18 protein-coding genes are annotated in these 19,733 nt (G+C 62.8%); 10 read left to right on the top strand and 8 right to left on the bottom strand.

The genetic code is table 11. The annotated features are described in order from the left end of the window. Positions 1-67: 67 nt before the first annotated feature. The 5 genes from IAG41_RS10355 to IAG41_RS10375 all read right to left on the bottom strand — a co-directional run bounded on the left by IAG41_RS10355 (position 68) and on the right by IAG41_RS10375 (position 7,052). The gene (locus IAG41_RS10355) at positions 68-1,201 is read right to left on the bottom strand and encodes an acyltransferase family protein (protein WP_187728517.1); all 1,134 of its coding nucleotides are present in this window, start codon (positions 1,199-1,201) and stop codon (positions 68-70) included. A 60-nt stretch (positions 1,202-1,261) separates the two neighbouring features. Next, complete coding sequence (locus tag IAG41_RS10360; protein WP_187728518.1) at positions 1,262-1,945, bottom strand: class I SAM-dependent methyltransferase; 684 nt, start codon at positions 1,943-1,945, stop codon at positions 1,262-1,264. Further along, complete coding sequence (locus IAG41_RS10365; RefSeq protein ID WP_187728519.1) at positions 1,938-3,599, bottom strand: O-antigen ligase family protein; 1,662 nt, start codon at positions 3,597-3,599, stop codon at positions 1,938-1,940. Before IAG41_RS10365 ends, IAG41_RS10360 begins: the two co-directional genes overlap by 8 nt. Continuing rightward, positions 3,596-4,849, bottom strand: a complete 1,254-nt coding sequence (locus tag IAG41_RS10370; RefSeq protein ID WP_187728520.1) for a lipopolysaccharide biosynthesis protein — start codon at positions 4,847-4,849, stop codon at positions 3,596-3,598. The genes IAG41_RS10365 and IAG41_RS10370 overlap by 4 nt, the downstream gene beginning before the upstream one ends. A gap of 166 nt (positions 4,850-5,015) precedes the next feature. Beyond that, positions 5,016-7,052 carry a right-handed parallel beta-helix repeat-containing protein gene (locus IAG41_RS10375; RefSeq protein ID WP_187728521.1) on the bottom strand — a complete coding sequence of 679 codons (2,037 nt, stop codon included), beginning with the start codon at positions 7,050-7,052 and terminating at the stop codon, positions 5,016-5,018. Between the two features lie 216 nt (positions 7,053-7,268). Between IAG41_RS10375 and IAG41_RS10380 the strand changes: the two genes are divergently transcribed. Then, on the top strand, positions 7,269-8,231 hold the full coding sequence (locus IAG41_RS10380; RefSeq protein WP_187728522.1) for a glycosyltransferase family 2 protein: 963 nt from the start codon (positions 7,269-7,271) through the stop codon (positions 8,229-8,231). A gap of 14 nt (positions 8,232-8,245) precedes the next feature. Here IAG41_RS10380 and IAG41_RS10385 read toward each other — a convergent pair whose 3' ends face one another. Continuing rightward, complete coding sequence (locus tag IAG41_RS10385; RefSeq protein WP_187728523.1) at positions 8,246-9,166, bottom strand: EpsD family peptidyl-prolyl cis-trans isomerase; 921 nt, start codon at positions 9,164-9,166, stop codon at positions 8,246-8,248. A 153-nt stretch (positions 9,167-9,319) separates the two neighbouring features. Here IAG41_RS10385 and welK point away from each other — a divergent pair, with 153 nt between their 5' ends. From welK to IAG41_RS10400, 3 genes are read left to right on the top strand one after another with little or no spacing between them, the layout of a single operon-like run. After that, the gene (gene welK, locus IAG41_RS10390) at positions 9,320-10,357 is read left to right on the top strand and encodes a beta-1,4-glucuronosyltransferase WelK (RefSeq protein ID WP_316251133.1); all 1,038 of its coding nucleotides are present in this window, start codon (positions 9,320-9,322) and stop codon (positions 10,355-10,357) included. Positions 10,358-10,359: 2 nt separating this feature from the next. Next, complete coding sequence (locus IAG41_RS10395; protein ID WP_262408605.1) at positions 10,360-10,974, top strand: CatB-related O-acetyltransferase; 615 nt, start codon at positions 10,360-10,362, stop codon at positions 10,972-10,974. After that, positions 10,971-11,837 (top strand): glycosyltransferase family 2 protein, encoded by an 867-nt coding sequence (locus IAG41_RS10400; protein ID WP_187728526.1) that lies wholly within the window; start codon positions 10,971-10,973, stop codon positions 11,835-11,837. Before IAG41_RS10395 ends, IAG41_RS10400 begins: the two co-directional genes overlap by 4 nt. On the opposite strand, the gene IAG41_RS10405 is transcribed toward IAG41_RS10400, so the two are convergent. Both IAG41_RS10405 and IAG41_RS10410 read right to left on the bottom strand, forming a co-directional pair. Then, positions 11,820-13,232: an ATP-binding protein gene (locus IAG41_RS10405; RefSeq protein WP_222950613.1), complete on the bottom strand. Its 1,413-nt coding sequence runs from the start codon at positions 13,230-13,232 to the stop codon at positions 11,820-11,822. The two genes, IAG41_RS10400 and IAG41_RS10405, sit on opposite strands and share 18 nt — an antisense overlap. Before the next feature lie 61 nt (positions 13,233-13,293). Beyond that, on the bottom strand, positions 13,294-13,545 hold the full coding sequence (locus IAG41_RS10410) for an XrtV sorting system accessory protein (RefSeq protein WP_187728528.1): 252 nt from the start codon (positions 13,543-13,545) through the stop codon (positions 13,294-13,296). 233 nt (positions 13,546-13,778) lie between these two features. On the opposite strand from IAG41_RS10410, the gene IAG41_RS10415 reads away from it, so the two are divergent. The 6 genes from IAG41_RS10415 to epsI are packed head-to-tail and all read left to right on the top strand — an operon-like array spanning position 13,779 to position 19,707. Continuing rightward, entirely contained in the window at positions 13,779-15,107 is a 1,329-nt protein-coding gene (locus IAG41_RS10415) for an outer membrane beta-barrel protein (protein ID WP_262408572.1), read from the top strand. 16 nt (positions 15,108-15,123) lie between these two features. Continuing rightward, the gene (locus IAG41_RS10420; RefSeq protein WP_187728529.1) at positions 15,124-16,029 is read left to right on the top strand and encodes a polysaccharide biosynthesis/export family protein; all 906 of its coding nucleotides are present in this window, start codon (positions 15,124-15,126) and stop codon (positions 16,027-16,029) included. A 29-nt stretch (positions 16,030-16,058) separates the two neighbouring features. Further along, positions 16,059-17,411 carry a Wzz/FepE/Etk N-terminal domain-containing protein gene (locus IAG41_RS10425; RefSeq protein WP_187728530.1) on the top strand — a complete coding sequence of 451 codons (1,353 nt, stop codon included), beginning with the start codon at positions 16,059-16,061 and terminating at the stop codon, positions 17,409-17,411. Continuing rightward, positions 17,411-18,121: a CpsD/CapB family tyrosine-protein kinase gene (locus IAG41_RS10430; RefSeq protein WP_187728531.1), complete on the top strand. Its 711-nt coding sequence runs from the start codon at positions 17,411-17,413 to the stop codon at positions 18,119-18,121. Before IAG41_RS10425 ends, IAG41_RS10430 begins: the two co-directional genes overlap by 1 nt. A 1-nt stretch (position 18,122) precedes the next feature. Continuing rightward, positions 18,123-19,013 (top strand): exosortase V, encoded by an 891-nt coding sequence (gene xrtV / locus IAG41_RS10435; protein ID WP_222950614.1) that lies wholly within the window; start codon positions 18,123-18,125, stop codon positions 19,011-19,013. Beyond that, a complete protein-coding gene (epsI, locus tag IAG41_RS10440; RefSeq protein WP_187728532.1) occupies positions 18,997-19,707 on the top strand; it encodes an exosortase-associated protein EpsI, V-type in 711 nt (236 codons plus the stop codon). Before xrtV ends, epsI begins: the two co-directional genes overlap by 17 nt. Positions 19,708-19,733 lie beyond the last annotated feature (26 nt).

The following is a 19,733-nucleotide window of genomic DNA, read 5'->3' on the forward strand; positions in this document are numbered from 1 at the left end:
TGGGCGCTCCGAACATGTCGGAGCGCAATCACTCGGGACGACTGCCCGAGACACTTGGTTGTCAAATTCACGCGGCTCCGGGCGCTACCACTTCGGGCGCCAGCGGCTCGGGATGTTTTGGCGCCGTCGCGAGGCGCTTGCGATAACGCTTAAGCTGGTTGAGCGCCGGCTTTTCGACGAAATGCCAGGATAGAGCTGCCAGCGGTACCGTGCCCAGTACGTTGCAGACCGCCAGCGCATAAGGCGACTCGAAGGCGAAGACGCGCTGCAATACGAACATCACCGGGAATGCGTAGATGTACATTCCATAGGAATAGTCGGGCCAGTTGGAGGAGACGCTGGTCTTGCGGACGCCGAGGAACCCCAGGCACAGCACGAAATAGGCCATAAAAACCGCCCGCGCGTGCAGGCCGGCCGGCGGCACGAATTGCTGTACCCCGATATTCGCCAGCAGCAGCGCAAGACAGATCCACCACGAAAGCGGAATGCGATGGCGAAAGAGATAGGCCGCGATTCCCAGCGCGAATGCGACCCATAGCCGGTCGAGTCGTTCGAACTGGTAGCTGATACCGCGCCCGAGAACATGGCTCAGTCCATTCGCCGCGCCCACATCCCAAAGCACGGCGAACGCCAAAGTTGCCGGCAGGATCAGATAGGTCATCGGCTTCGCGCCGGCGAGGCGAAGCCCGCCCAAGAGCGCGAGGATCACGTAGCACCGGGCTTCCCAGGGCAGGGTCCAAAGCGAACCATTGACGTTGCAAAGCTCGGCACCACAATGCACGCCCGTGAGGTTCGCGCCGTAGAAAACGAACGTCGTATTGAAGAAAATGAACTTCAGTGTGTCGGTGCCGATGAAATAGGCCGCCAGGCTGCTCGTCGTGAACGCCAGGCCGCCCAGCGTGACCACGATCATCATCACGAACAATGCGGGCCAAAGGCGCGTCAGGCGGGCGAGCGCAAAGAAGCGTAGCGAATTGTTGGTAACAAGGCTCCGATACACCAGGAAGCCGGAGAGAATGAAAAATCCATCCACGGCGTAGTTCGAGATCGGTACGCCAAGCGTCGTCGCCAAGTCGTCATGATCGTCGTCGAACACAGCATAGAAACTGTGCGAGTATATCACTAGAGTCGCCAGCAACAGTCTGACCATGGTCAGATCATTGTTCTGGGGCCTCAGGCTTTTGTCATCGATGACGGTCATAACGAAGCCCATCCGAAAGTTCGCGCCAATAAAACGCCATTCGCGGTCTGCTTCAAGGCCCTAGGCGGAAGCTGTCGCGCGACTGCTCTCCGAGGCGGCACCGGCTTCGCTGTTGCGCGCCCGGATGAGGAACTGGAGCACGAAGAAGCGCTTGAGCACCCCAAAGCTCAACGCGCTCAACAGCCGGTATTTGAAACGCGGCACGCGATCGACGACGCATTCCACACGAAGCCCGCCCCGGCTCATGAGCTCCACTGCGCCGTCCTTCACGAACCAGCGGATATGCGTGCGGTCGAGGATGCCGGCATCGGCCAGTTCATAGCGTCCGCGCAGCACAAGCGGGCCGACCAAGCCGATGAAGTTCACATTGGGAATGCTGGAAACGATGGTTCCGCCGGGCACCAGACACTGCCGCAACTGATCGACCACCGACCAGGGATCGCGCAGATGCTCGAGCACATCGAGGCAAAGTATCGTATCGAAATGACCGGCTTCGGCAACGACGCGAGCAAGGAAAGCGGGATCCTCGAGATTGCCAGCAAAGGCCATGTCAACGCCGTCTAGGACCTGGTCCGCGACCTGATCGACAATCACGATATGGTCCGCGCGCCCCTCGCGCTTGAGCGCCACGCTGGTCGCGCCGATGCCGCCGCCAACGTCGAGCACACGACCCAGATGGGCGGGCATGACCTCGAATACGTCACGACGCACGAGGTCGTGATATTGTTCGACCGCCTCAACCATTTCGTTCTCCGGGTGTCTTGGTAGCATCTGTAACCAGCGCCTGGGGCTCCTGCGACGCCCGGTAGATCAGAGCCAGCGATAATCCCACCATCATGAATACGAGAGGGTTGTTGTCCTGTTGTGACAGCACCGAACGCGCAGTCAGCAGCACTACCAGCATCGCGGCGAGCGCGAGCCGCAGCGAATAATCGGTTCCGCGCGCAAAGATTCCGCTACGCATCAAGTGCGCGATCGCGAACACGATGGCCCCGTAGAAGCAGGCGAATCCAATCAGGCCATAGTCCGCCGCGATGGAGAGGAAGCCGCTGTCGATGGACAGTTTTCCATCCATCGTCCGCCAGCCTACCGCGCCAGCTCCTTCGCCCGGCCCAAATCCGAACAGTGGGCGATGCGCAACCGCAGGCACGGCCAGATCAAACTGCTGGCTGCGTGCGTCGTTGCTCTGCTGTGATGCGCCACCACCTAGCACCCGCGTGCGCAACGCATCCACCGACACAATGAGCATCGACAGTGAGACCATTAGCGCAGGATACATTAGCGTCAGCGAGGGTCCGATCAGCCCGCCAGGCTGGGTTCGCCATCGCCGGATACCCCAGAGCAGGAAATACACGGCATGCGCGACGATGTAGCCGACCATGCTGAGACGTGCGCCGCTCAAAAATGCCGAGATCAGTAGGATTAGGTCCGCGACCGCCCACAGCGAGATACGCAGGGCCGTCTTTGAATTCATCAGCTTGTGCAGAATCAGCGGCGCTATCAGCGCGAGGAATTCGCCATAGGAGAGCGGCGAGGAGAAGGTCGTTACCACGCGATAGCGGTCGCGGAAGTTGGGCCGCAGCATCTGCTGCACGGCCTCGTCCTGGATCTGCAGGAAGCTCGGGATATAGTCCGCCCACAGCACGTGCTCCACTTTAAACTCGATCGCACCCACAACCATCAGGATGCCGGAGCACCAGAGTATGGAGTTGACCCAGCGGTTCGAATTGCGTTCCGCCGTCCCGAAATACCAGGCGCTGATGAAGAACATCGCAGTCCACATGATCTGCATGTCAACGAAGCGATTGATCGTCTCACCCAGTGCGGAAGAGGTGAAGGTGGAAATCGCCTCGACCGCAATGAAGCCCAGCATTAGCCGCGTGATCCATGGCGAACTGCCCAGGATGGCCGCCATGTCCGTCCTGAATTTCTTCGAGGTCGAGACGCAGACGAGCAGCAGCAGCACCGCCACGGAACCGATGAGGCGCCGCAGCGAAATCCAGGGCAGCCCCCCGAAGGTGAAGGATAGATAATTCGGCCACAAAAGCATGATCATGGAAAAGATCATGAATAGGCGCGCCAGCATCCGCACCGGCGCCCGAGGCGCATCCGGCAGCGCCCAAATGACTACCAAGGTCAGGATCGCTGGCGGAGCGGCGGCGGGCACGAGAAGGAATGGCGGCAGCACCGATACGAGCAGTCCGTAGAAAAACGTGATGGCGCAAACCGCGGCGAGAAGCAGCATGCGACGAAGCACCGCCCACCATGTCGGCCGCTCCGCTTCATAAAGCGGCAATACCGGCCGCCCGCGCTTCAATGCCCAGGTCCGGAATTGCCGCGCATATAGGCGGAGGCGCAGCCTCAGATCGCTGCCGCGCAGATCAGTGATCGCAGTCATCGCGTGGTGCCCACCAAACGCACTCCCAAGCTCCAGCGCACCGCCGCCATCGAAGCGAGACGAAGAAACACGAACGGCATCGTAGTTGCAATCGCAGCGCCCAGTGCGCCGTAGGGCGGGATCAGCGTCAGCGCCAGCACTGCCGCAAGTAGCGCCGCAATCAAGGTGAGGACCAGCATCAGCTTCTCGCGGTGGGCCATCACCAACAGCCCACCACTGGCCGCCATCACCAGGCTGATCACCTGACCAAACACGAGCACCTGCATCGCCACCGCGCCCGCTTTGAATCCGCTCCCGAACAGCCCCATAATCCAGTGCGGCGCCACCAGTACAACAAGCACCACCGGAGCCGAAGCAAGCAACAGTGCGCCGACGGTGATCCGAAGAATCCTTCCGATTCGCGCGAGGTCGCCTTGCTGGAAGCTGGCCGCGAAGACCGGATGCAGGATCGTTTCCGATGTTGCTGCAAGCAGCTTGAGCGACGAGGCGATTTGATAGCCGATTCGAAAAATGCCCGCTTCGGCCGGACCATGAGTTGCCGCCAATACGATCGTGGCGAACCAGTCAATGAAAAGATTGCTCGCATTCGCCACCAAGATGAAGAATCCAGGCTTCAGCAGCGGCCGGTCGAGCGGCTCGGCGGGGGCCCAGTTGCGCGTCGCCCTGGCAAGCCGGATCGCGCCGAACAGATCGCCGACCGACCAGCCCACCAGATACAGGATCGCGGGAAGCAGCGGGTCGTGCGCAAGGCCGAGTAACAGCGCCGCACCAAGGAATATGCTGCCGACGGTCGAGCCGATCGGCCCCTCGATCAGCTGGGATGACCCCACCTGACCCAGCCCCCGCAGCGCGTTGGAAACTAGCCGGCTATAGACCATCCCCGGAATGACCAGCGCCAAAACCACAAGCTCCGGTGCAAGCTCCGCGCTGCCCAGCAGATCGGTCGCGATCCGGTCTCGAAAAAGGATGAGGCCCGCCGTAAGTGCCAGGCCGGCGCTGAGCGAGATCCGCAGCGCGTGGCGAATCGCGGTGCGCGCCATTCCCGATTGCCCGGCGCTGAGCAACACCGCAACGGTGCGCACCAGGATGAAGTCGAGGCCCATCAGGGCCAGCGTCACCGCCATGAACGAAGTGGTGAGCGCTGTTCCGAAGGCACCGACCCCGGCGGGGCCGTAAGCGCGCGCGATCAACCAAGTGAAGAGGAAGCTGGTGACCGAACCGATGCCCTTGACGCCGAAGCCGAGCACCATCTGACCGCGCAACCCATCGAGACTAAACCATCTGCGCGTCACGATTTCCGGTTGTCCCCAAGGCTCATGCTCCGCGAGCCTTATGCGACTCACATCCTACCAGCAAGCAAAGGAAATGGCGTGGGATCGCAAAGTCCCGCGCCATCTCACTTGGCCGACAGACAAATCAGGCGTGAAGCAAATCGAAGCCGCATGCCTTGGTCACGCGCAGCGTCGTAAGCGACAGCGGCGCCGCCGAAAGATTGGCGCTCGTCGATGTCGAGATGGCCGCGGCCATGGTGGGAACCGTAGAGATCGACGGGATCGAAGCGACGATGCCCCCCATCGCAACATTCCCGGTTGAAGCCGGCGCCGTAAACACATCGGCGGCCAGAACCGGAACCTCGACCATCGCGGCGACTTTGGCCTGCGCCCCGTTGCTGACGATCTGCCCCACCATTCCCGCAAATGCCGGAAGGAGCGACAGGACGCCAAAGCCCGATGCGGTATTGAGCGACACGATTTGCGCCGCGTTCAACGCCTGATCGCGCATTTCGATGTTGCCAATCTTGCCACTGAAAGCAGCGCCGAACGGACTTCCCACATACAGTCCCCAGCTCTCCAGAGCCTTACTCGGTCCGCCGATCGCGCCGGTACCCCGGGCCACGCTGTCGACATAGATCACCGCGCGGCCGGTGGCGCTGTCATAAGTGAGGCCGATCTTGTGCGACGCGGTGTCCACAAGCCTCGCCCCCTGCGTAACGATGCTGTAGGAAGTGCCGGCGTCATTCTTGATCGCGAAGTTCAATTCGCCACTCGACGTCAGGCTGACCGACCAGCTCTGATGGACACCGAGAATCTGCCCAACCGGCGCCGTCATCGAATCCCGCATCAGGTTGAACGAAAGGGTGAAGGCCGGAAGCGCAAAGAGCTGCACCGAGTTCGCACGTGAAAGTTCGAAGCCCTTGCCCGTCTGCACATGATAATAGCCGTTGCTGACATTGCTCATGTCGATCGCGGCGGTGGTGATAACCGAAGCGAAGCGCGACTTATCGGCCAAGCCAGTCGAGTTAAACTCGAGATCGAGCAGCAGGTTCCTGGTTGGCGACGGCTTGGCGTTGGCGTTCTCGCTCGCCACCAGGGCCGCTGCCGCGCTTCCGGCGGGAGGATGGTAACCCAAGTCGCCGACGATCATGCCGGAAAGCTTGGCAGCGCCCGCGGCGTTCAGATTCTCGAACTTGCGAAGCAGCACCGAATCCTGCGACAGCCAACTGTTCGCGCCGACGACGATATTGCTCGTGTTGGTGTTTGCGACCAGGCGGTCGCCGACATTGCCGACGACGGTGGCGCCGTCCACGCGCTCGAGCCGGATCCATGCGGGGATCGCGTCATCGGTACGTGATACGACGGTGTTCTGCTGGATATTGATGTTCTTGCCGCCGGTAACGCTGATGCCATTATACTGGCCATTCACGTAGATCAGGTTGTTGGTGATATCGACGTTCTGATACGGCAGCGTACCGACCTCGTCGTTCAGGAAGATGCCCTGGATCGCCTCTCCCGATCCCTGCATGATGATGTTGTTCTTAATGACGATGTTGCTCGAAGCGGTGGTCGTCCCGTTGGTCAGGAACTGGATCGCATCAGGATGCTCGCCGTTGACCGGATGCATGTTAGTGAAGAAATTGCCGTCGATGACGACGTTCGTAACCGCGGCAAAATTGATGCCATCGCGACGATTATCCGAGAAGGTGTTGTCCTTCACCACCATGCCGGTAACGTTGGACACCTCGAGAGCGAGACTGGTGTGATCGAACGACGAATTCGTGAGCGTGACGTTCGAGCTGTCGCGCACGAAAAGGCCCCAGCCGATCGACTTGGACGCATCGCCGGAGCCGCCCGTGATCGTGACATGGTCGAATACGATGTTCGAGGATTTGTTGACGTTGTGAAGCTGCGTATATTCGGCCTCGGGCGGTGAGATCTGCCGTCCGAGGGTCAGGCCCTGGAAGGTGACATTGCTCGCGCTGTTCAGCGCGACTCGCTGCACGGTGGCAGGATTTTTGACGTCCACGGAGGTGATCGTGATATTCGACGCGAAATTGCGATTGGTGAGCGTGACGTTCGAATACGTTCCCGCAGCCAGCTTGATCGTTTCGCCTCCCTTGGCGCCGTTGAGCGCAGCATCCAATTCGGTCTGATTCTTGACGATGATATCTGGCATGTAAGCACCTTTTACAGCGACTGGGCGACCCGAGTCGATTTCATAACGCCCGGCAGTGTTTACGGCCGGGTCGGTGAAACATCCTTCTAAAGACACGGTTAATTATCTTCGGCCAAAGACCTAGGTGTTTGTCAGTATCGGGGTTTTCCGGCGCCCTCTAGGAACTGGGTCTAACTGTTGGAACTATTTAGCCGATGAACAAAAGTTGGAGTTTGCATGTCGGATTTGAATGGCAACAAAACGCCCCTAGTAAGTATACTGATAGTAGCTTTTCGGTCGTCGGATTTCATCGCCGAATGTTTGCTCGGCGTGCGCCGCTCGGCGGCCAATACGCCCCATGAAATCCTGCTGATCGACAATGGCGACGACGGCACTGAAGCACTGGTCCGGGCGCAGTTCCCCGAAGTGCGGATCGTTCCAAGCGAAGGCAATATTGGCTTCGGCGCTGGCAACAACCGGCTTGCGGCACAAGCGCGGGCGCCGCGCCTATTGCTGATCAACCCCGATGCGCTACCGCACGGCGCGGCGATCGACGATCTCGTTGAATTCGCGCGAGCCCATCCTGAGGCGGCGGCTTGGGGCGGTCGCTCGCTTTCCCCCGACGGAACGCTCGATGCCGCCAATTTCCTGGTGTTGCCGCGCATGTGGGATTTCTTGAAAGCGCCGCTCGGATCGCTGCGAAGTCTCGCCAGCGGCGGTTTGCCGGCCGGTGCCACCGCGCCCGGCTATGTCGATGTCTTGTCGGGCGGCTTCATGATGGTCCGGGCCGATATATGGCGGGAACTCGGCGGATTCGACGAGAGCTTCTTCCTCTATTCGGAAGAAATAGATCTCTTCAAGAGAATGAAAGACCTGGGTCATCGCGCGATCGTGACCCCGCACGTCGCGGTGGTGCACGATGCTGGTGGGGGCGAGGCCCTTTCGCCGACGCGGTTCATCTACCGTACCGCGGGCCAGATGCACTATGCCCGCAAGCATTTCGGCGGTCCGGGCGCGTTCGCCACCGCATGTGCGCTATGGCTGGTCGCCGCCAGATATGTGGCGGGTGCCGCCATCGCGGCGCCGCTGATGCCAAGCCGTGGCGAGCGGCTGCGCGCGGTGGGCAGGGGCTGGCGGGGCGTCCTGCTCAATCCGACAAAATGGTGGGGAGGATATAGGGGGCGCCGCCAAGCCGGCTGAGCGCCCCTGATCGATCACTTCGCCGGCGGCACCTCTGCTCCGGGCGAAGGCATCGCGCCCGGAGGCATCGTGCCGGGCGTCGGCGCGCCCTTCGGCGCCGGCGGCGGCGCGTAGCCGGCCTGGTACTTCACGCTGTCCTTGGCCTTCTTGACGATATCGGCGAACTGCGAATCCGCCGCTTGGGCGAAGCGCTGTGCCTTCAGTGCGTTGATCGCGGCGTTGCGCGCATCGGTGCCGGCCAGCGGCACGATCGTCGTCTCGGTGATAACGTTCGCGGTCACGCCCTGCTGCGACGGCAGGATGAACATCTCACCGGGGGGCAGCGTCCCCATCTTCTTGACCGCGTCAGGCGGGAGCTGGAGCGAATCGATCTTGCTGGGGCCACGACGGAACTGGGTGCCGTCGGCGGTCAACTTGGCGGCCAGCTGATCGAGCGTCTTGAGCGGCGCGATCTCCTTGAACTTCGCCATATTGGTCGGCGCCGGGAATATGATCTGCTCGACCGTGAAGACCTTGCGCTGCGCGAAGAATTCGGGATGCGCGGCCTGATAGGTCGCGATCTCGCTGTCATTGGGCTGGGCGATCTTGGAAGCGATCTGGTCGCGCAGCATGGTCGCCAGGATCAGCTCGCTCGCGCGGCGCTGCTGCAGCAGGAAGGCGGGGTTCTTGTCGAGACTGCGATCGCGCGCGATCTTGGCGAGGATCTTGCGTTCGATGACGCGCTGGAGCGCCATCTGCTCGAGCACCTTGCGGTCGACACCGGCGGGCGCAGGCGCTGCCTGCATCTCGGCGTTAAGTTCGAAAACGGTGATCTCTTCGCCATCGACAGTGGCGACGACCTGCCCCTTGTCGGGCGCCGCACCCGACTGCCCATGGCACGCGGAGACGCTCATCAGCGCCACGGCCGCGACCGAGACCATGAAAATCCTCTTCATTTGCATCTCCCCCGCGATCCGCTCCATTGCGGACCAGCCAAAGTTTCACTTGAACCTATTCGGGCTGCCGGGCATCCGCAATAGCGGATCGGCGCCCCGCGCTCCCTCGCGGGGACGAATTCGATGCTGTCTAGGGGGCGAGAATTGAGCCGAGTGTCGGACGAAATCACAACGCCGGGCGTGCGGCTCAAAATGTGTCTGGCCGCTTCGGGCGGTGGTCATCTGCGGCAAATCCTCGATCTTGAAGCCATCTGGAAGCAGCACGATTATTTCTTCGTCACCGAGGATACCGCACTCGGCCGCAGCTTCGCCGAGAAGTACGAAGTCCATCTCGTCGATCACTATGCGCTGGGCCAGGCCAGGCTCGGCCATCCGTTCAAGATGCTCGGCCACGCGTTTCGCAATTTCTTCCAGTCGATCGGCATCGTTTTGAGGAAACGGCCCGATATCGTCATCACCACCGGCGCGGGCGCGGTGTTCTTCGTTGCGTTGTTCGCCAGGTTTCTCGGCGCCAAGGTCGTCCAGATCGAATCCTTCGCGCGCTTCGACTTTCCTTCGGCCTTCGGCAAGATGATGGCGCCCTTCGCCACCATCAAAATCGTCCAGTCGCCCGCGCTGAAGGAGCATTGGCCCGATGCCGAACTGTTCGATCCCTTTCGCCTGCTCGACGGCGAACGGCCCGCGAAGAGGGCGCTGACCTTCGCCACCGTGGGCGCCACCCTGCCCTTCCCCCGACTGGTCGCCGCGGTGCTCGATCTCAAGCGCGCCGGCGAGCTCGAAGGCGATCTGATCCTGCAATATGGCGACCAGAAGGTCACGGCGCCCGACCTTCCCGATGTCGAACTCCACGCCAGTCTGAGCTTCGACCGAGTCCAGGAGATCCTGCGCGACGCGGACCTGGTGATCTGCCACGGCGGAACGGGTTCGCTGGTCACGGCATTGCGCGCCGGATGCAGGGTGATCGCATTTCCCCGCCGCCACGATCTTGGCGAACATTATGACGATCACCAGGAGGAGATTGCGCAGACCTTTGCCGACCGGGGCCTGCTGCACATCGTCCGGAACGAGAGCTGCCTGGGTGAAGCGATCGCCGCGGCGAAGGCTATTGAACCGGTGATGGCGACAACCGACCACACGGCGTTGATCGCCCATCTTTCTGCGCTGATTGAAAAATGGAGGGCCGCGGCTTGAGCATGATCGGAACCGCCATCGAGCGCGCCAGGATGCTCCTGTGGCGCCGGAAGCAATCGACTAGCACCTCGCTGCGCGAGTATTTCCGCACGCGCTACGACATCGATGTCGGCATGCACAGCTATGGTTGCTTCGATCGCTGGCGGATGCCTGGGCCGCTCAAGGTGGGGCGCTATTGCTCGGTCGCTGGCACCGCCCGCATCGTCCCCGCCAACCATCCGCATTCGGCGCTCACGACGCACCCGATCCTGTACGAGAGGAAGTTCGGCGTAGTCGATCGCGATTTGATCCATGCCGAACCGCTCGTGATCGAGGACGATGTCTGGATCGGCCAAAACGCGATCCTGCTGCCGGGCTGCAAGCATATCGGGCGCGGTGCGATCGTCGGGGCCGGCGCTGTCGTCTCGCGCAATGTCGGCGCGTACCAAGTCGTCGCTGGCGTGCCGGCGCGCAAGATCAAGGACCGCTTCCGGCCCGAGATCGCCGAAGCGATCGAGGCGAGCCGCTGGTGGGAGCGCGATGTGCCCGAGCTCGCGCGCCTCTATGCCCAGAATCCCTCCGCCTTCACCGATCCCGCGCCGCGCCAGCTCGAGGCATTGTTCGGGTCGACGCGATGACTGGGCCGCGGATCAGCGTCGTCGTTCCGCACTACAACGACCCTATCGGGCTCGGCCGTTGTCTCAATTCGCTTGAAGCGCAGACGATCGGCCGCGACGCGTTCGAGATCGTCGTCGGCGACAATGATTCCCCCTGCGGGCTAGAGGCGGTCGAGCGCGCAGTGGCCGGCCGTGGCCGGATTGTGACGATCCCCGAAAAGGGCGCCGGCCCCGCGCGCAATGGCGCCGCCGCCGCGGCAAGCGGCGAGATATTGGCCTTTATCGACAGCGATTGCGTCGCCGAGCCCGGCTGGCTCGAAGCCGGCGCCGCTGCGGTTGCCACAGGCCGCTTCATCGGCGGACGGATGTTCGTGCTCCGCCCCCAGGGCGCGATCAACGGCGCGCAAGCACTGGAGATGGTGCTCGCCTTTGATAACCAATCCTATGTCCGCGACAAGCACTTCACCGTGACGGCGAACCTGTTCGTGATGGCCGAGGATTTCGCCCGCGTCGGCCCGTTCCGCACCGGCGTTTCCGAGGATCTGGAATGGTGCCACCGCGCGATCGCGAAGGGGCTGGAGATCGCCTATGCGCCCTATGCCGCTGTCGGGCATCCGCCACGCGACGACTGGGCGGCGCTCAAGGGCAAGGCCCGCCGTATCGAGCGGGAGCTGTATTTGTTCGCGCTCGAGCGGCCGGGCGGGCGCGCGAAATGGTTCGTCCGCTCGCTGCTGCTGCCGGGCATGATCGCCGTCGAAGCGCCGAAGCTGCTACGCGCGCCGCAGATCGCCGGCGCGCGGGTGGTCGCATTGGTAACGCTGGTGAAGATCAGACTTTGGCGCAGCGCAGCCGGGCTGCGCCAAAGCTTAGGATTTGACCTCTGATAGGCCCGCAGCCGCCTTGCTGGGGGCGGAAGGCGCTGCCGTATCGAGCTTGCCCGCGTTCAGCCGGTCGCGCGCGATCAGCAGCCACAGATAAATCGGCAGGCTGTCATCCGAGAAGCGGAAGCGCAGCTCGCCGTCCTCGGTCTCGGATTCCAGACCCAGCGTCGACGTAAGTGACTGAAGCTCGGCCTGAACCTTGTCCGCGCCACCGGCCGATGCCGGGAGCAGGCCGGCGATGTCGCGCGCCGTGAACCAGCCATCGACCGAGCGCGAAGCCTCGCCGATCGCGGCGATGAGCTGCGGATAGGCGCCGGTCAGAAACTTCTGCATCTCGGTCACCGTGCGCGGCGACATCCGCCCTTCGGTTTCCGCGATCACCAGATCGAGCGCGGCGCGCAGATGGCCGACATCGACGGTGAGACGGCCCTGGTCGAGCGCCTCGAGCCCGGCATGGTGGCACAGCAGCCGCGCCAGATAGGGCGAACCGAGCGCGAGCAGGCTGACGAGATGGCCGAACTTGGCGTCGAAGCGGATGCCCGCGGCGGCTTCGCCAATCGCGATCATCTCCTGGATCTCGCTCTCCTGGAGCCGCGGCATCGGCAGGCCGATCACATTGCGGCGGATCGACGGGGCATAGCCCATCAGTTCCTGCAGGTTGGGCGCGACGCCGGCGATGATGATCTGGACGCGCGCGGCGCGGTCCGAGAGATTCTTGATCAGCTCGGCCACAGACTGGCGGAACTTCGGATCATCGACGCGGTCATACTCATCGAGGATGATCAGCACGCGTGTGCCGACAATCTCCGAGCAGAGGTCCGCGAGCTCGCGCGAACCGAACCGGCCGGACGGCAGGCGATCGGACAGGCTGCCACCGCTTTCCGCCTCGCCCGTGGTCGGCGCGACGCCGCGGTGAAACAGCACCGGCACGTCCTCGAGCACCGCACGGAACATCTCCGAGAAATCGGACGAGGCGCCGCAGGTCGCATAGCTGACGATATAGCTCGATTCGCGCGCGACGTCGGTCAGCACGTGGAGCAGCGAGGTCTTGCCGATGCCGCGCTCGCCATAGAGCACGACGTGGCTGCGCTGCGTCTCGATCGCCGAAATCAGCCGGCTCAGCATGCCCAAGCGCCCCGCGAAACTGGCGCGGTTGGTCACCGGCTGGGTCGGCGTGAACATGTTCATCATCGCGAAACGCGCGCGGGTGATCTCGCGGCGCTCGCCGCGCTTGCGCTCCACCGGGCGATCGAGCGCGGACGCGCGGAAGCCCGGAAAGTCGGGCCTCAGCCGCCCGGCCGTGCTCGCCTCGCGCGGCGTGCCCGCATAGCCTGCGACGAGCGGGAAGTCCTGATCGTCGTCGTCATGCTTGCGCCCGAAGGGCCACAGGAACCTCATTGCAGAACTTCGCGACACGCATGCACCTCATTTACTGAACGTCGTTCATCCGCGGCAACGATCACCGGCGCTTGATGAACTCGTAGGGCTTTATCACCAGGGCGATATACGCAAGCACGAGTATCACGGTAATGATTGCGAAAACGTGATACTCCTCGTTGCCTAGATAATTGGCAACCGCACAACCAACCGCGGGCGGAAGATAGCTGATCATCGTATCGCGGACGGCCGAATCCTCCTGCGAGCGTTGCAGAAAGATCACGATCAGTCCGGCAAATATCGCGACAGTCACCCAATCATATGGCGTCTGCATTGAAAAAACGTTCCTTCCTGCGCCCGGGAGCCGTCGGCTCCTGGTCCCCCAATCGCTTCTTGCCACGCCCGTAGCAGCGGCGGCGACGGCTAGCTAGACCGCCGCCGTCCGCATAATGTGCCGTAAATGCAAATTCTTCGCTAGTGCGTCCGCACGCGGCGATATTCGGCACGCGAGCCAGGCCCAAAAGAAGACAAACGTGACAGTCGGGACGCCGCAGGGACTTAGATTGGTTGCTTGACCAGCAGGCTATTGATATGAGCGGACAAGCCTGGGGGTCTCAAGTGCGCGCAGAAACGTTTCGAATTCGAGGTGTGAATTCCGCCTCCCTATTTTCGCGGGCTTCATTGTCGCGGAGCGGTGGAGTTGCGTTGCTAGCTACGGCCTGGGCCGCGGTATACGCCGCGCCTGCAGACGCGCAGACGAGTGGCGGCGGCGGGCGGCAAATCGACGTCAGCGTTTCCAACCGCCTCCAATATGACAGCGACGTCGTGCTGAGTGACAGCCGTATCAGCGGCGGCCGCGGCAAGGACGATGTCAGCACCTCGCCCACCCTCGATCTCGACATCTATCTACCGCGCGCGACCGGCAGTCTCTATCTGCGCGGCAATCTCGGCTATGTCTTCTACCGCAAGTTCACGAAGCTCAACCGCGAGCGGATTAACCTCGAAGGCGGGTTTGATCAGCGGGTGCTGGGGGACTGCATCGTCCATGGCAGCGCAAATTATTCGCGGCAGCTGAGCGATCTGGGCGATGTCTTTACAACGGTGCCGGTTACGGGCGAGTTCAGGAACAGCCAGGAGAATCGCGAGATCTCCGCCGATGTCGGCTGTGGCGGCGGCATCGGCTTTCGTCCTTCGGTGGCGGTTAGCCGCTCGGAAGTTCGCAACAGCGCCGCCCTGCGCAAATTCTCGGACGCCGACACCAACAGCCTGACCGGTCAGATCGGCTATTCGGCGCCAGCGCTGGGCATAGTCTCGGTTTTCGGCCGATACAGCGACAGCAAATATATCAACCGCTCGACCCCCAGCGGCAACGACGACGGCGTGCGCACCTACGCGGCCGGCGTTCAGCTCGAACGCAATCTGGGAACGCGACTCAATTTCACGGGCTCGGTCAATTATAGCAAGGTGAAGCCCTATCTCGCGTCGGTGAAGGAATTCAGCGGCGTTGGCTTTGATCTTTCCGCCCAGTATCGCGGCGATTTCTTCCAGGTCGGGCTGACCGGCAGCCGCGCTGCGGAGCCCTCGACGCTGCTTTTCGTCAGCTATGACATCCAGACGAGCCTGGGCCTGACCATGACGACCGAGCTCACGCCGCGGCTCCGCTGGAACGGGGGCTTTTCGTATCGCCGCCGCGCCTTTGCCTCGTCGCCGATCTTCATCGCCGCGCCGATTCGTGGAACCGAGTCTCTGTATTCGCTCAACGCCGGTCTCAGCTACCAGGCCGGGCGTCGGCTGCGTTTCTCGCTCGACGGGGGCTACACCAAACGAACCTCGGATACGCAACTCTTCAATTATGATCAGAAGCGAATCTCTCTAACCACCTCCCTGTCTCTCTAAGCCCGGGCGATCAGCTATGCAGACCAAGCTCCATCGTTTCCTCCTTCTCGCCGCGGTTGCCTCCATCGCTACGCCGGCCATGGCGCAGATCCCAACGCGCAGCCTGCCCGCCCCGAAGCCGGCATCCACGCCGACGATGCCCACGCAAACGCCGCCGCAAAATGTGCCGGCCGCCACGCCGGTATCGACCGCGACGGCGGATCCTGCTTTGCCCTCGGTCGCCCCGGCCGGTTATCGCATCGGCGCCGATGACGTCATCGAAGTCGATGTGCTGGGCCAGTCCGATTTCAAGACGCGCGCCCGCGTGCGCAGCGATGGCACCGTTACGCTGCCCTATCTGGGCAACGTGCCGGTGGTGGGTGAGACTGCGGTCTCCCTGGCCGACAAGCTTGGCGCTCAGCTCCGCGCCGGCGGTTATTATGCCAAGCCGATCGTGAGCGTCGAGATCCTCGGCTTCGTCAGCAACTATGTCATCGTGCTCGGCGAGGTCGGCAGCTCCGGCCTCCAGCCGATCGACCGCGGATACCGGCTCAGCGAGATCATCGCGCGCGCCGGAGGCATGAAGCCCAGCGCCGGCGAGAGCGTCACGCTGACCCATCCCGATGGCACGACCGAGAAGCTGGACTTTGAGAAGCTTGCCTCCGGCGGGCCGTCGGACGACCCGGTTGTGAAGGCCGGCGACAAGATCTTCGTGCCGACTGCCGAACGATTCTACATTTATGGTCAAGTTAACGCTCCGGGCGTATACGCGATTCGTTCGGACATGACGCTGCGCCGGGCACTTGGACAAGGCGGCGGTTTGACTGCCTCGGGTTCGTTGAAAAAAGTGAAGGTTTCTCGCAACGGCGAAGAGCGCAAGATGAACCTCGACGAACTGCTGCAACCGGGCGACGTCATCGTTGTCGGCGAGCGGGCGTTCTAATCATTGTCGAATATTGGTGAGGCGAGCCCGTGAGTCTAGTTCAGTTCTTCCGCATCCTCTGGGCACGTCGCTGGATCATCCTCCCGGCGTTCCTGGTATGCGTGGCGACCGCCGCGATCGTGTCGCAGTTCCTGCCCCAGCGCTACCGCGCCAGCACGCGGGTCGTGCTCGATACGTTCAAGCCGGACCCGGTCACCGGGCAGGTAATGTCCTCGCAGTTCATGCGCGCCTACACACAGACGCAGATCGAGCTCATTGAGGACTATCGCACGGCCGGTCGCGTGGTCGACGCGCTCGGTTGGGTAAACGACCCGGGCAACATCGCCGCGTTCAATGCGTCGTCTGCCGCGGCCTCCGGTGACATTCGCCGCTGGCTGGCACAGAACATCATCGCCAACACCAAGGCGGGGATCATAGAGGGAAGCAACATCCTCGAGATCAGCTATATCGACACCACGGCCGAACGGGCCGAGCAGATCGCGAACCTGGTGCGCAAGGCCTTCCTCGAGGAAAGCCTTGCCTATAAGCGCGACGCCGCCAACAAATCGGCCGCCTGGTATGCCCTGCAGGCGGATTCCGCACGCAAGGCGTTGACCGAGGCCGAAGACACGCGGACCGCCTTTGCCAAGGCGAATGACATCGTCCTGACGTCGGCTAACACCGATCTCGACACGCAGAAGCTCGAGCAGCTCGAGGGCCAGAGCGTCGCGGCGCAGAGCTCTCCGACCATGTCGGCGCCGAGCGGCGGCATGGGCCCCGCAGCGATCCAGCTCGCCGCGATCGACCAGCAGCTCGAGCAGGCAGCGACCACGCTCGGTCCCAATCACCCGATGTTCCAGTCGCTCCAGCGCCAGCGCGTGGTCGTCGCGGCCGCAGCCGCAAGGGAAAAGAGCGCCGGTGGGGCGAGTTCGGTCGTCAATGTCGGTGCGATCCGGAACGCGGCCAATGCGCAAAAATCGCAGGTTATCGCGAAGAGCGAAAAACTGGACCAGCTGGTTCGGTTACAGCGCGATGTCGAGCTGAAAAAGGAGCAATTCCTCAAGGCTTCATCGCGCGTCGGTGATTTGCGGCTTGAGGGGAACAGCGATGATGCCGGCATGACCACGCTGGGCGAAGCGACCGCGCCCGAAAACCCCTATTTCCCGAATGTCCCGCTGATCGTCGGCGGTGCCGCGGGCTTCGGGCTGGGCCTTGGCGTGCTGATCGCGTTGCTCGTCGAGCTTCTCGGCCGACGCGTGCGCAGCACCGAGGATCTCGAACTCGCCGTTGGTGCGCCGGTCTTTGGCGTCATCCAGACCGGATTCTCGCTGCCCTCCCGGCTTCGCCGGGGATATCAGGCTGCATCGGAATCCGCCGCTACTCAAGAGGTTGCAGCAAGCTAATGGACGGTGTGACCACTCCCGAGCAGGACCCGCACGGCGATGAGCCTGGTTACGGTTCGGCCTATCCCGAAACGCTCGACGTTCTCGAATACCAGCTCGTGCTGGCCGATCCGAGCGGCATCGAAGCCGAAGCGATCCGCGGCCTGCGCACGCGCATCGTCGCCCAGCATCTCCGCGAAGGGCGCCGGGCGCTGGCGGTCTGCGCGCCTACCGCCGGCTCCGGCTGCACGTTCATCGCAGTGAACCTGGCGACCGCGCTCGCCCAGATCGGCATCAAGACCGCGCTGGTCGATGCCAATCTGCGCGATCCCTCGATCGGCCAGGCGTTCAACATCCTGCCGCCGAAGCACGGGCTCGCCGATTATCTGTCGTCGAGCGATATTCCGATTGACGCGATCATTCATCCGACCCGTCTCGCCAATCTTTCGATCGTCCCCGCCGGCGAGACCTCGTTCAGCCCGCAGGAACTGCTCTCGTCCGAGCGTTTCCGCGATCTGGTCGGCCAGCTGCTCCGCGAGTTCGAGATCACGATCTTCGACACCACGGCCTCGAACGCCTGCGCCGATGCGCAACGCGTCGCCAATGTCGTCGGTTACAGCCTGATCGTCGCACACAAGGATTCGAGCTACATTCGCGACGTCACGACGCTCAGCAAGATGCTGCGTGCCGATCGTTCGAATGTCGTCGGCTGCGTATTGAACGGATACTGAGTTGTCCGACATAGCGGAAATCGCGGCAGGGCCGCCGCGCCCCAGGGCGATTGCCGGCTACTGGCTCGCAATCCTCGGCCTGTTGGCGCTCGCGATTCCGACGTTCATCACGCTCGCACGCCAGGTCTGGAGCTCCGAAGGAGGCGTCCACGGCCCGATCGTGCTCGCCACGGGCATGTGGATGCTCTGGCGCCAGAGCAAGTCCCTCGCCGAACTCGCGCGGCCGGGCAATCTGGCGGCCGGTCTCGCCATCCTGTTCCTCGCGCTCGTCATCTATATCGGCGGCCGCATCTTCGACTTCATCAGCATCGAGGTGCTGGGACTGGTCCTCACCGCCTTCGCGGCAGCCTATCTCTATCTGGGCGGCCGCGCGCTGCGGGCGAACTGGTTCCCGGTGCTCTGGCTGTTCTTCCTGATCCCGCCGCCGGGCTGGGTAGTCGATCGCCTGACCGCGCCGCTCAAGGAATTCGTGTCCTATGGCGCGACCAAATTCCTGCTGCTGTTCGACTATCCGATCCTGCGCCAGGGCGTGACCCTGTTCATCGGGCCCTATCAGCTCCTCGTCGAGGATGCATGCTCGGGCCTGCGCTCGCTGTCGAGCCTGGTCGTCGTGACCCTGCTCTACATCTATATCAAGAATAAGCCGTCCTGGCGCTATTCGCTGCTCGTCGTGCTGTGGATCGTTCCGGTGGCCGTGCTCGCGAACATCATCCGCATCGTGATCCTCGTCCTGATCACCTATTATTGGGGCGATGCCGCCGCGCAGAGCTTCCTCCACAATACGGCGGGCGTCGTGATGTTCGTTATCGCACTCCTCGGCATCTTCGCCGTCGACTGGGCCTTCGAATATCTCATGGGATTGCGCGGGAGGCGTCATGTTCAACCGGCGTGACATCCTGATCGGCGCGTCGTGCTTCGCGGCAGCGGGCACGGCGATGGCGATGAAGCCGCGCAACCGCATGGACCTGCTGCGCGGCGCCAGTCTCGACGAGCTGTTGCCGCACGCATTCGGCGAATGGAAGGCCGAGGAGGTCGGCGCGCTGATCGCCCCGCCGCGCGAGAACAGCCTCGAGGACAAGCTCTACAACACCGTCGTCAGCCGCGTCTTCTCGCGCAGCGACGGCGCGATGGTGATGATGCTGATCGCCTACGGCAATGCGCAGACCGACCTGCTCCAGCTGCATCGTCCCGAGGTCTGCTATCCGTTCTTCGGCTTCACGGTCAGCAACAGCCATCCCGAGACGATTCCGATCACGCCGCAGGTGGCCGTCCCCGGCCGCGCGATGACCGCGTCGAGCTACAACCGCACCGAGCAGATCCTCTATTGGGCGCGCGTCGGCGAATATCTGCCGCAGACCGGCAACGAGCAGTTGCTGGCCCGCCTGAAGAGTCAGATGGCCGGCTTCATCGTCGATGGTGTGCTCGTGCGGATCTCGAACGTGACCAGCGAAGCCGATGACGGGCTCGCGATCAACCGCGATTTCGCCCGCCAGCTGGTCGAGGCGCTGCCCAAGCCGCTGCTCGCGCCGCTGCTTGGTACCAGCTTCGGCGAAACGATCGCGGCGAACCGGTCCAAGCCGGCCTGAACGTCTTTGCGCGTCCTTTGCTGCGG

The organism is Sphingomonas sp. JC676, assembly GCF_014489075.1.
Lineage (GTDB): Bacteria > Pseudomonadota > Alphaproteobacteria > Sphingomonadales > Sphingomonadaceae > Sphingomonas.

What these genes read in the sequence shown, in the direction of transcription:
- IAG41_RS10410 (WP_187728528.1), bottom strand. Translation starts at nt 13,545, where the DNA reads ATGCAGACGCCATATGATTGGGTGACTGTCGCGATATTTGCCGGACTG.
- IAG41_RS10360 (WP_187728518.1), bottom strand. Translation starts at nt 1,945, where the DNA reads ATGGTTGAGGCGGTCGAACAATATCACGACCTCGTGCGTCGTGACGTA.
- IAG41_RS10370 (WP_187728520.1), bottom strand. Translation starts at nt 4,849, where the DNA reads ATGGTGCTCGGCTTCGGCGTCAAGGGCATCGGTTCGGTCACCAGCTTC.
- IAG41_RS10395 (WP_262408605.1), top strand. Translation starts at nt 10,360, where the DNA reads ATGATCGGAACCGCCATCGAGCGCGCCAGGATGCTCCTGTGGCGCCGG.
- IAG41_RS10405 (WP_222950613.1), bottom strand. Translation starts at nt 13,232, where the DNA reads ATGAGGTTCCTGTGGCCCTTCGGGCGCAAGCATGACGACGACGATCAG.
- IAG41_RS10380 (WP_187728522.1), top strand. Translation starts at nt 7,269, where the DNA reads ATGTCGGATTTGAATGGCAACAAAACGCCCCTAGTAAGTATACTGATA.
- IAG41_RS10375 (WP_187728521.1), bottom strand. Translation starts at nt 7,052, where the DNA reads ATGCCAGATATCATCGTCAAGAATCAGACCGAATTGGATGCTGCGCTC.
- IAG41_RS10365 (WP_187728519.1), bottom strand. Translation starts at nt 3,599, where the DNA reads ATGACTGCGATCACTGATCTGCGCGGCAGCGATCTGAGGCTGCGCCTC.
- epsI (WP_187728532.1), top strand. Translation starts at nt 18,997, where the DNA reads ATGTTCAACCGGCGTGACATCCTGATCGGCGCGTCGTGCTTCGCGGCA.
- IAG41_RS10385 (WP_187728523.1), bottom strand. Translation starts at nt 9,166, where the DNA reads ATGAAGAGGATTTTCATGGTCTCGGTCGCGGCCGTGGCGCTGATGAGC.
- IAG41_RS10400 (WP_187728526.1), top strand. Translation starts at nt 10,971, where the DNA reads ATGACTGGGCCGCGGATCAGCGTCGTCGTTCCGCACTACAACGACCCT.
- IAG41_RS10355 (WP_187728517.1), bottom strand. Translation starts at nt 1,201, where the DNA reads ATGACCGTCATCGATGACAAAAGCCTGAGGCCCCAGAACAATGATCTG.
- IAG41_RS10420 (WP_187728529.1), top strand. Translation starts at nt 15,124, where the DNA reads ATGCAGACCAAGCTCCATCGTTTCCTCCTTCTCGCCGCGGTTGCCTCC.
- IAG41_RS10430 (WP_187728531.1), top strand. Translation starts at nt 17,411, where the DNA reads ATGGACGGTGTGACCACTCCCGAGCAGGACCCGCACGGCGATGAGCCT.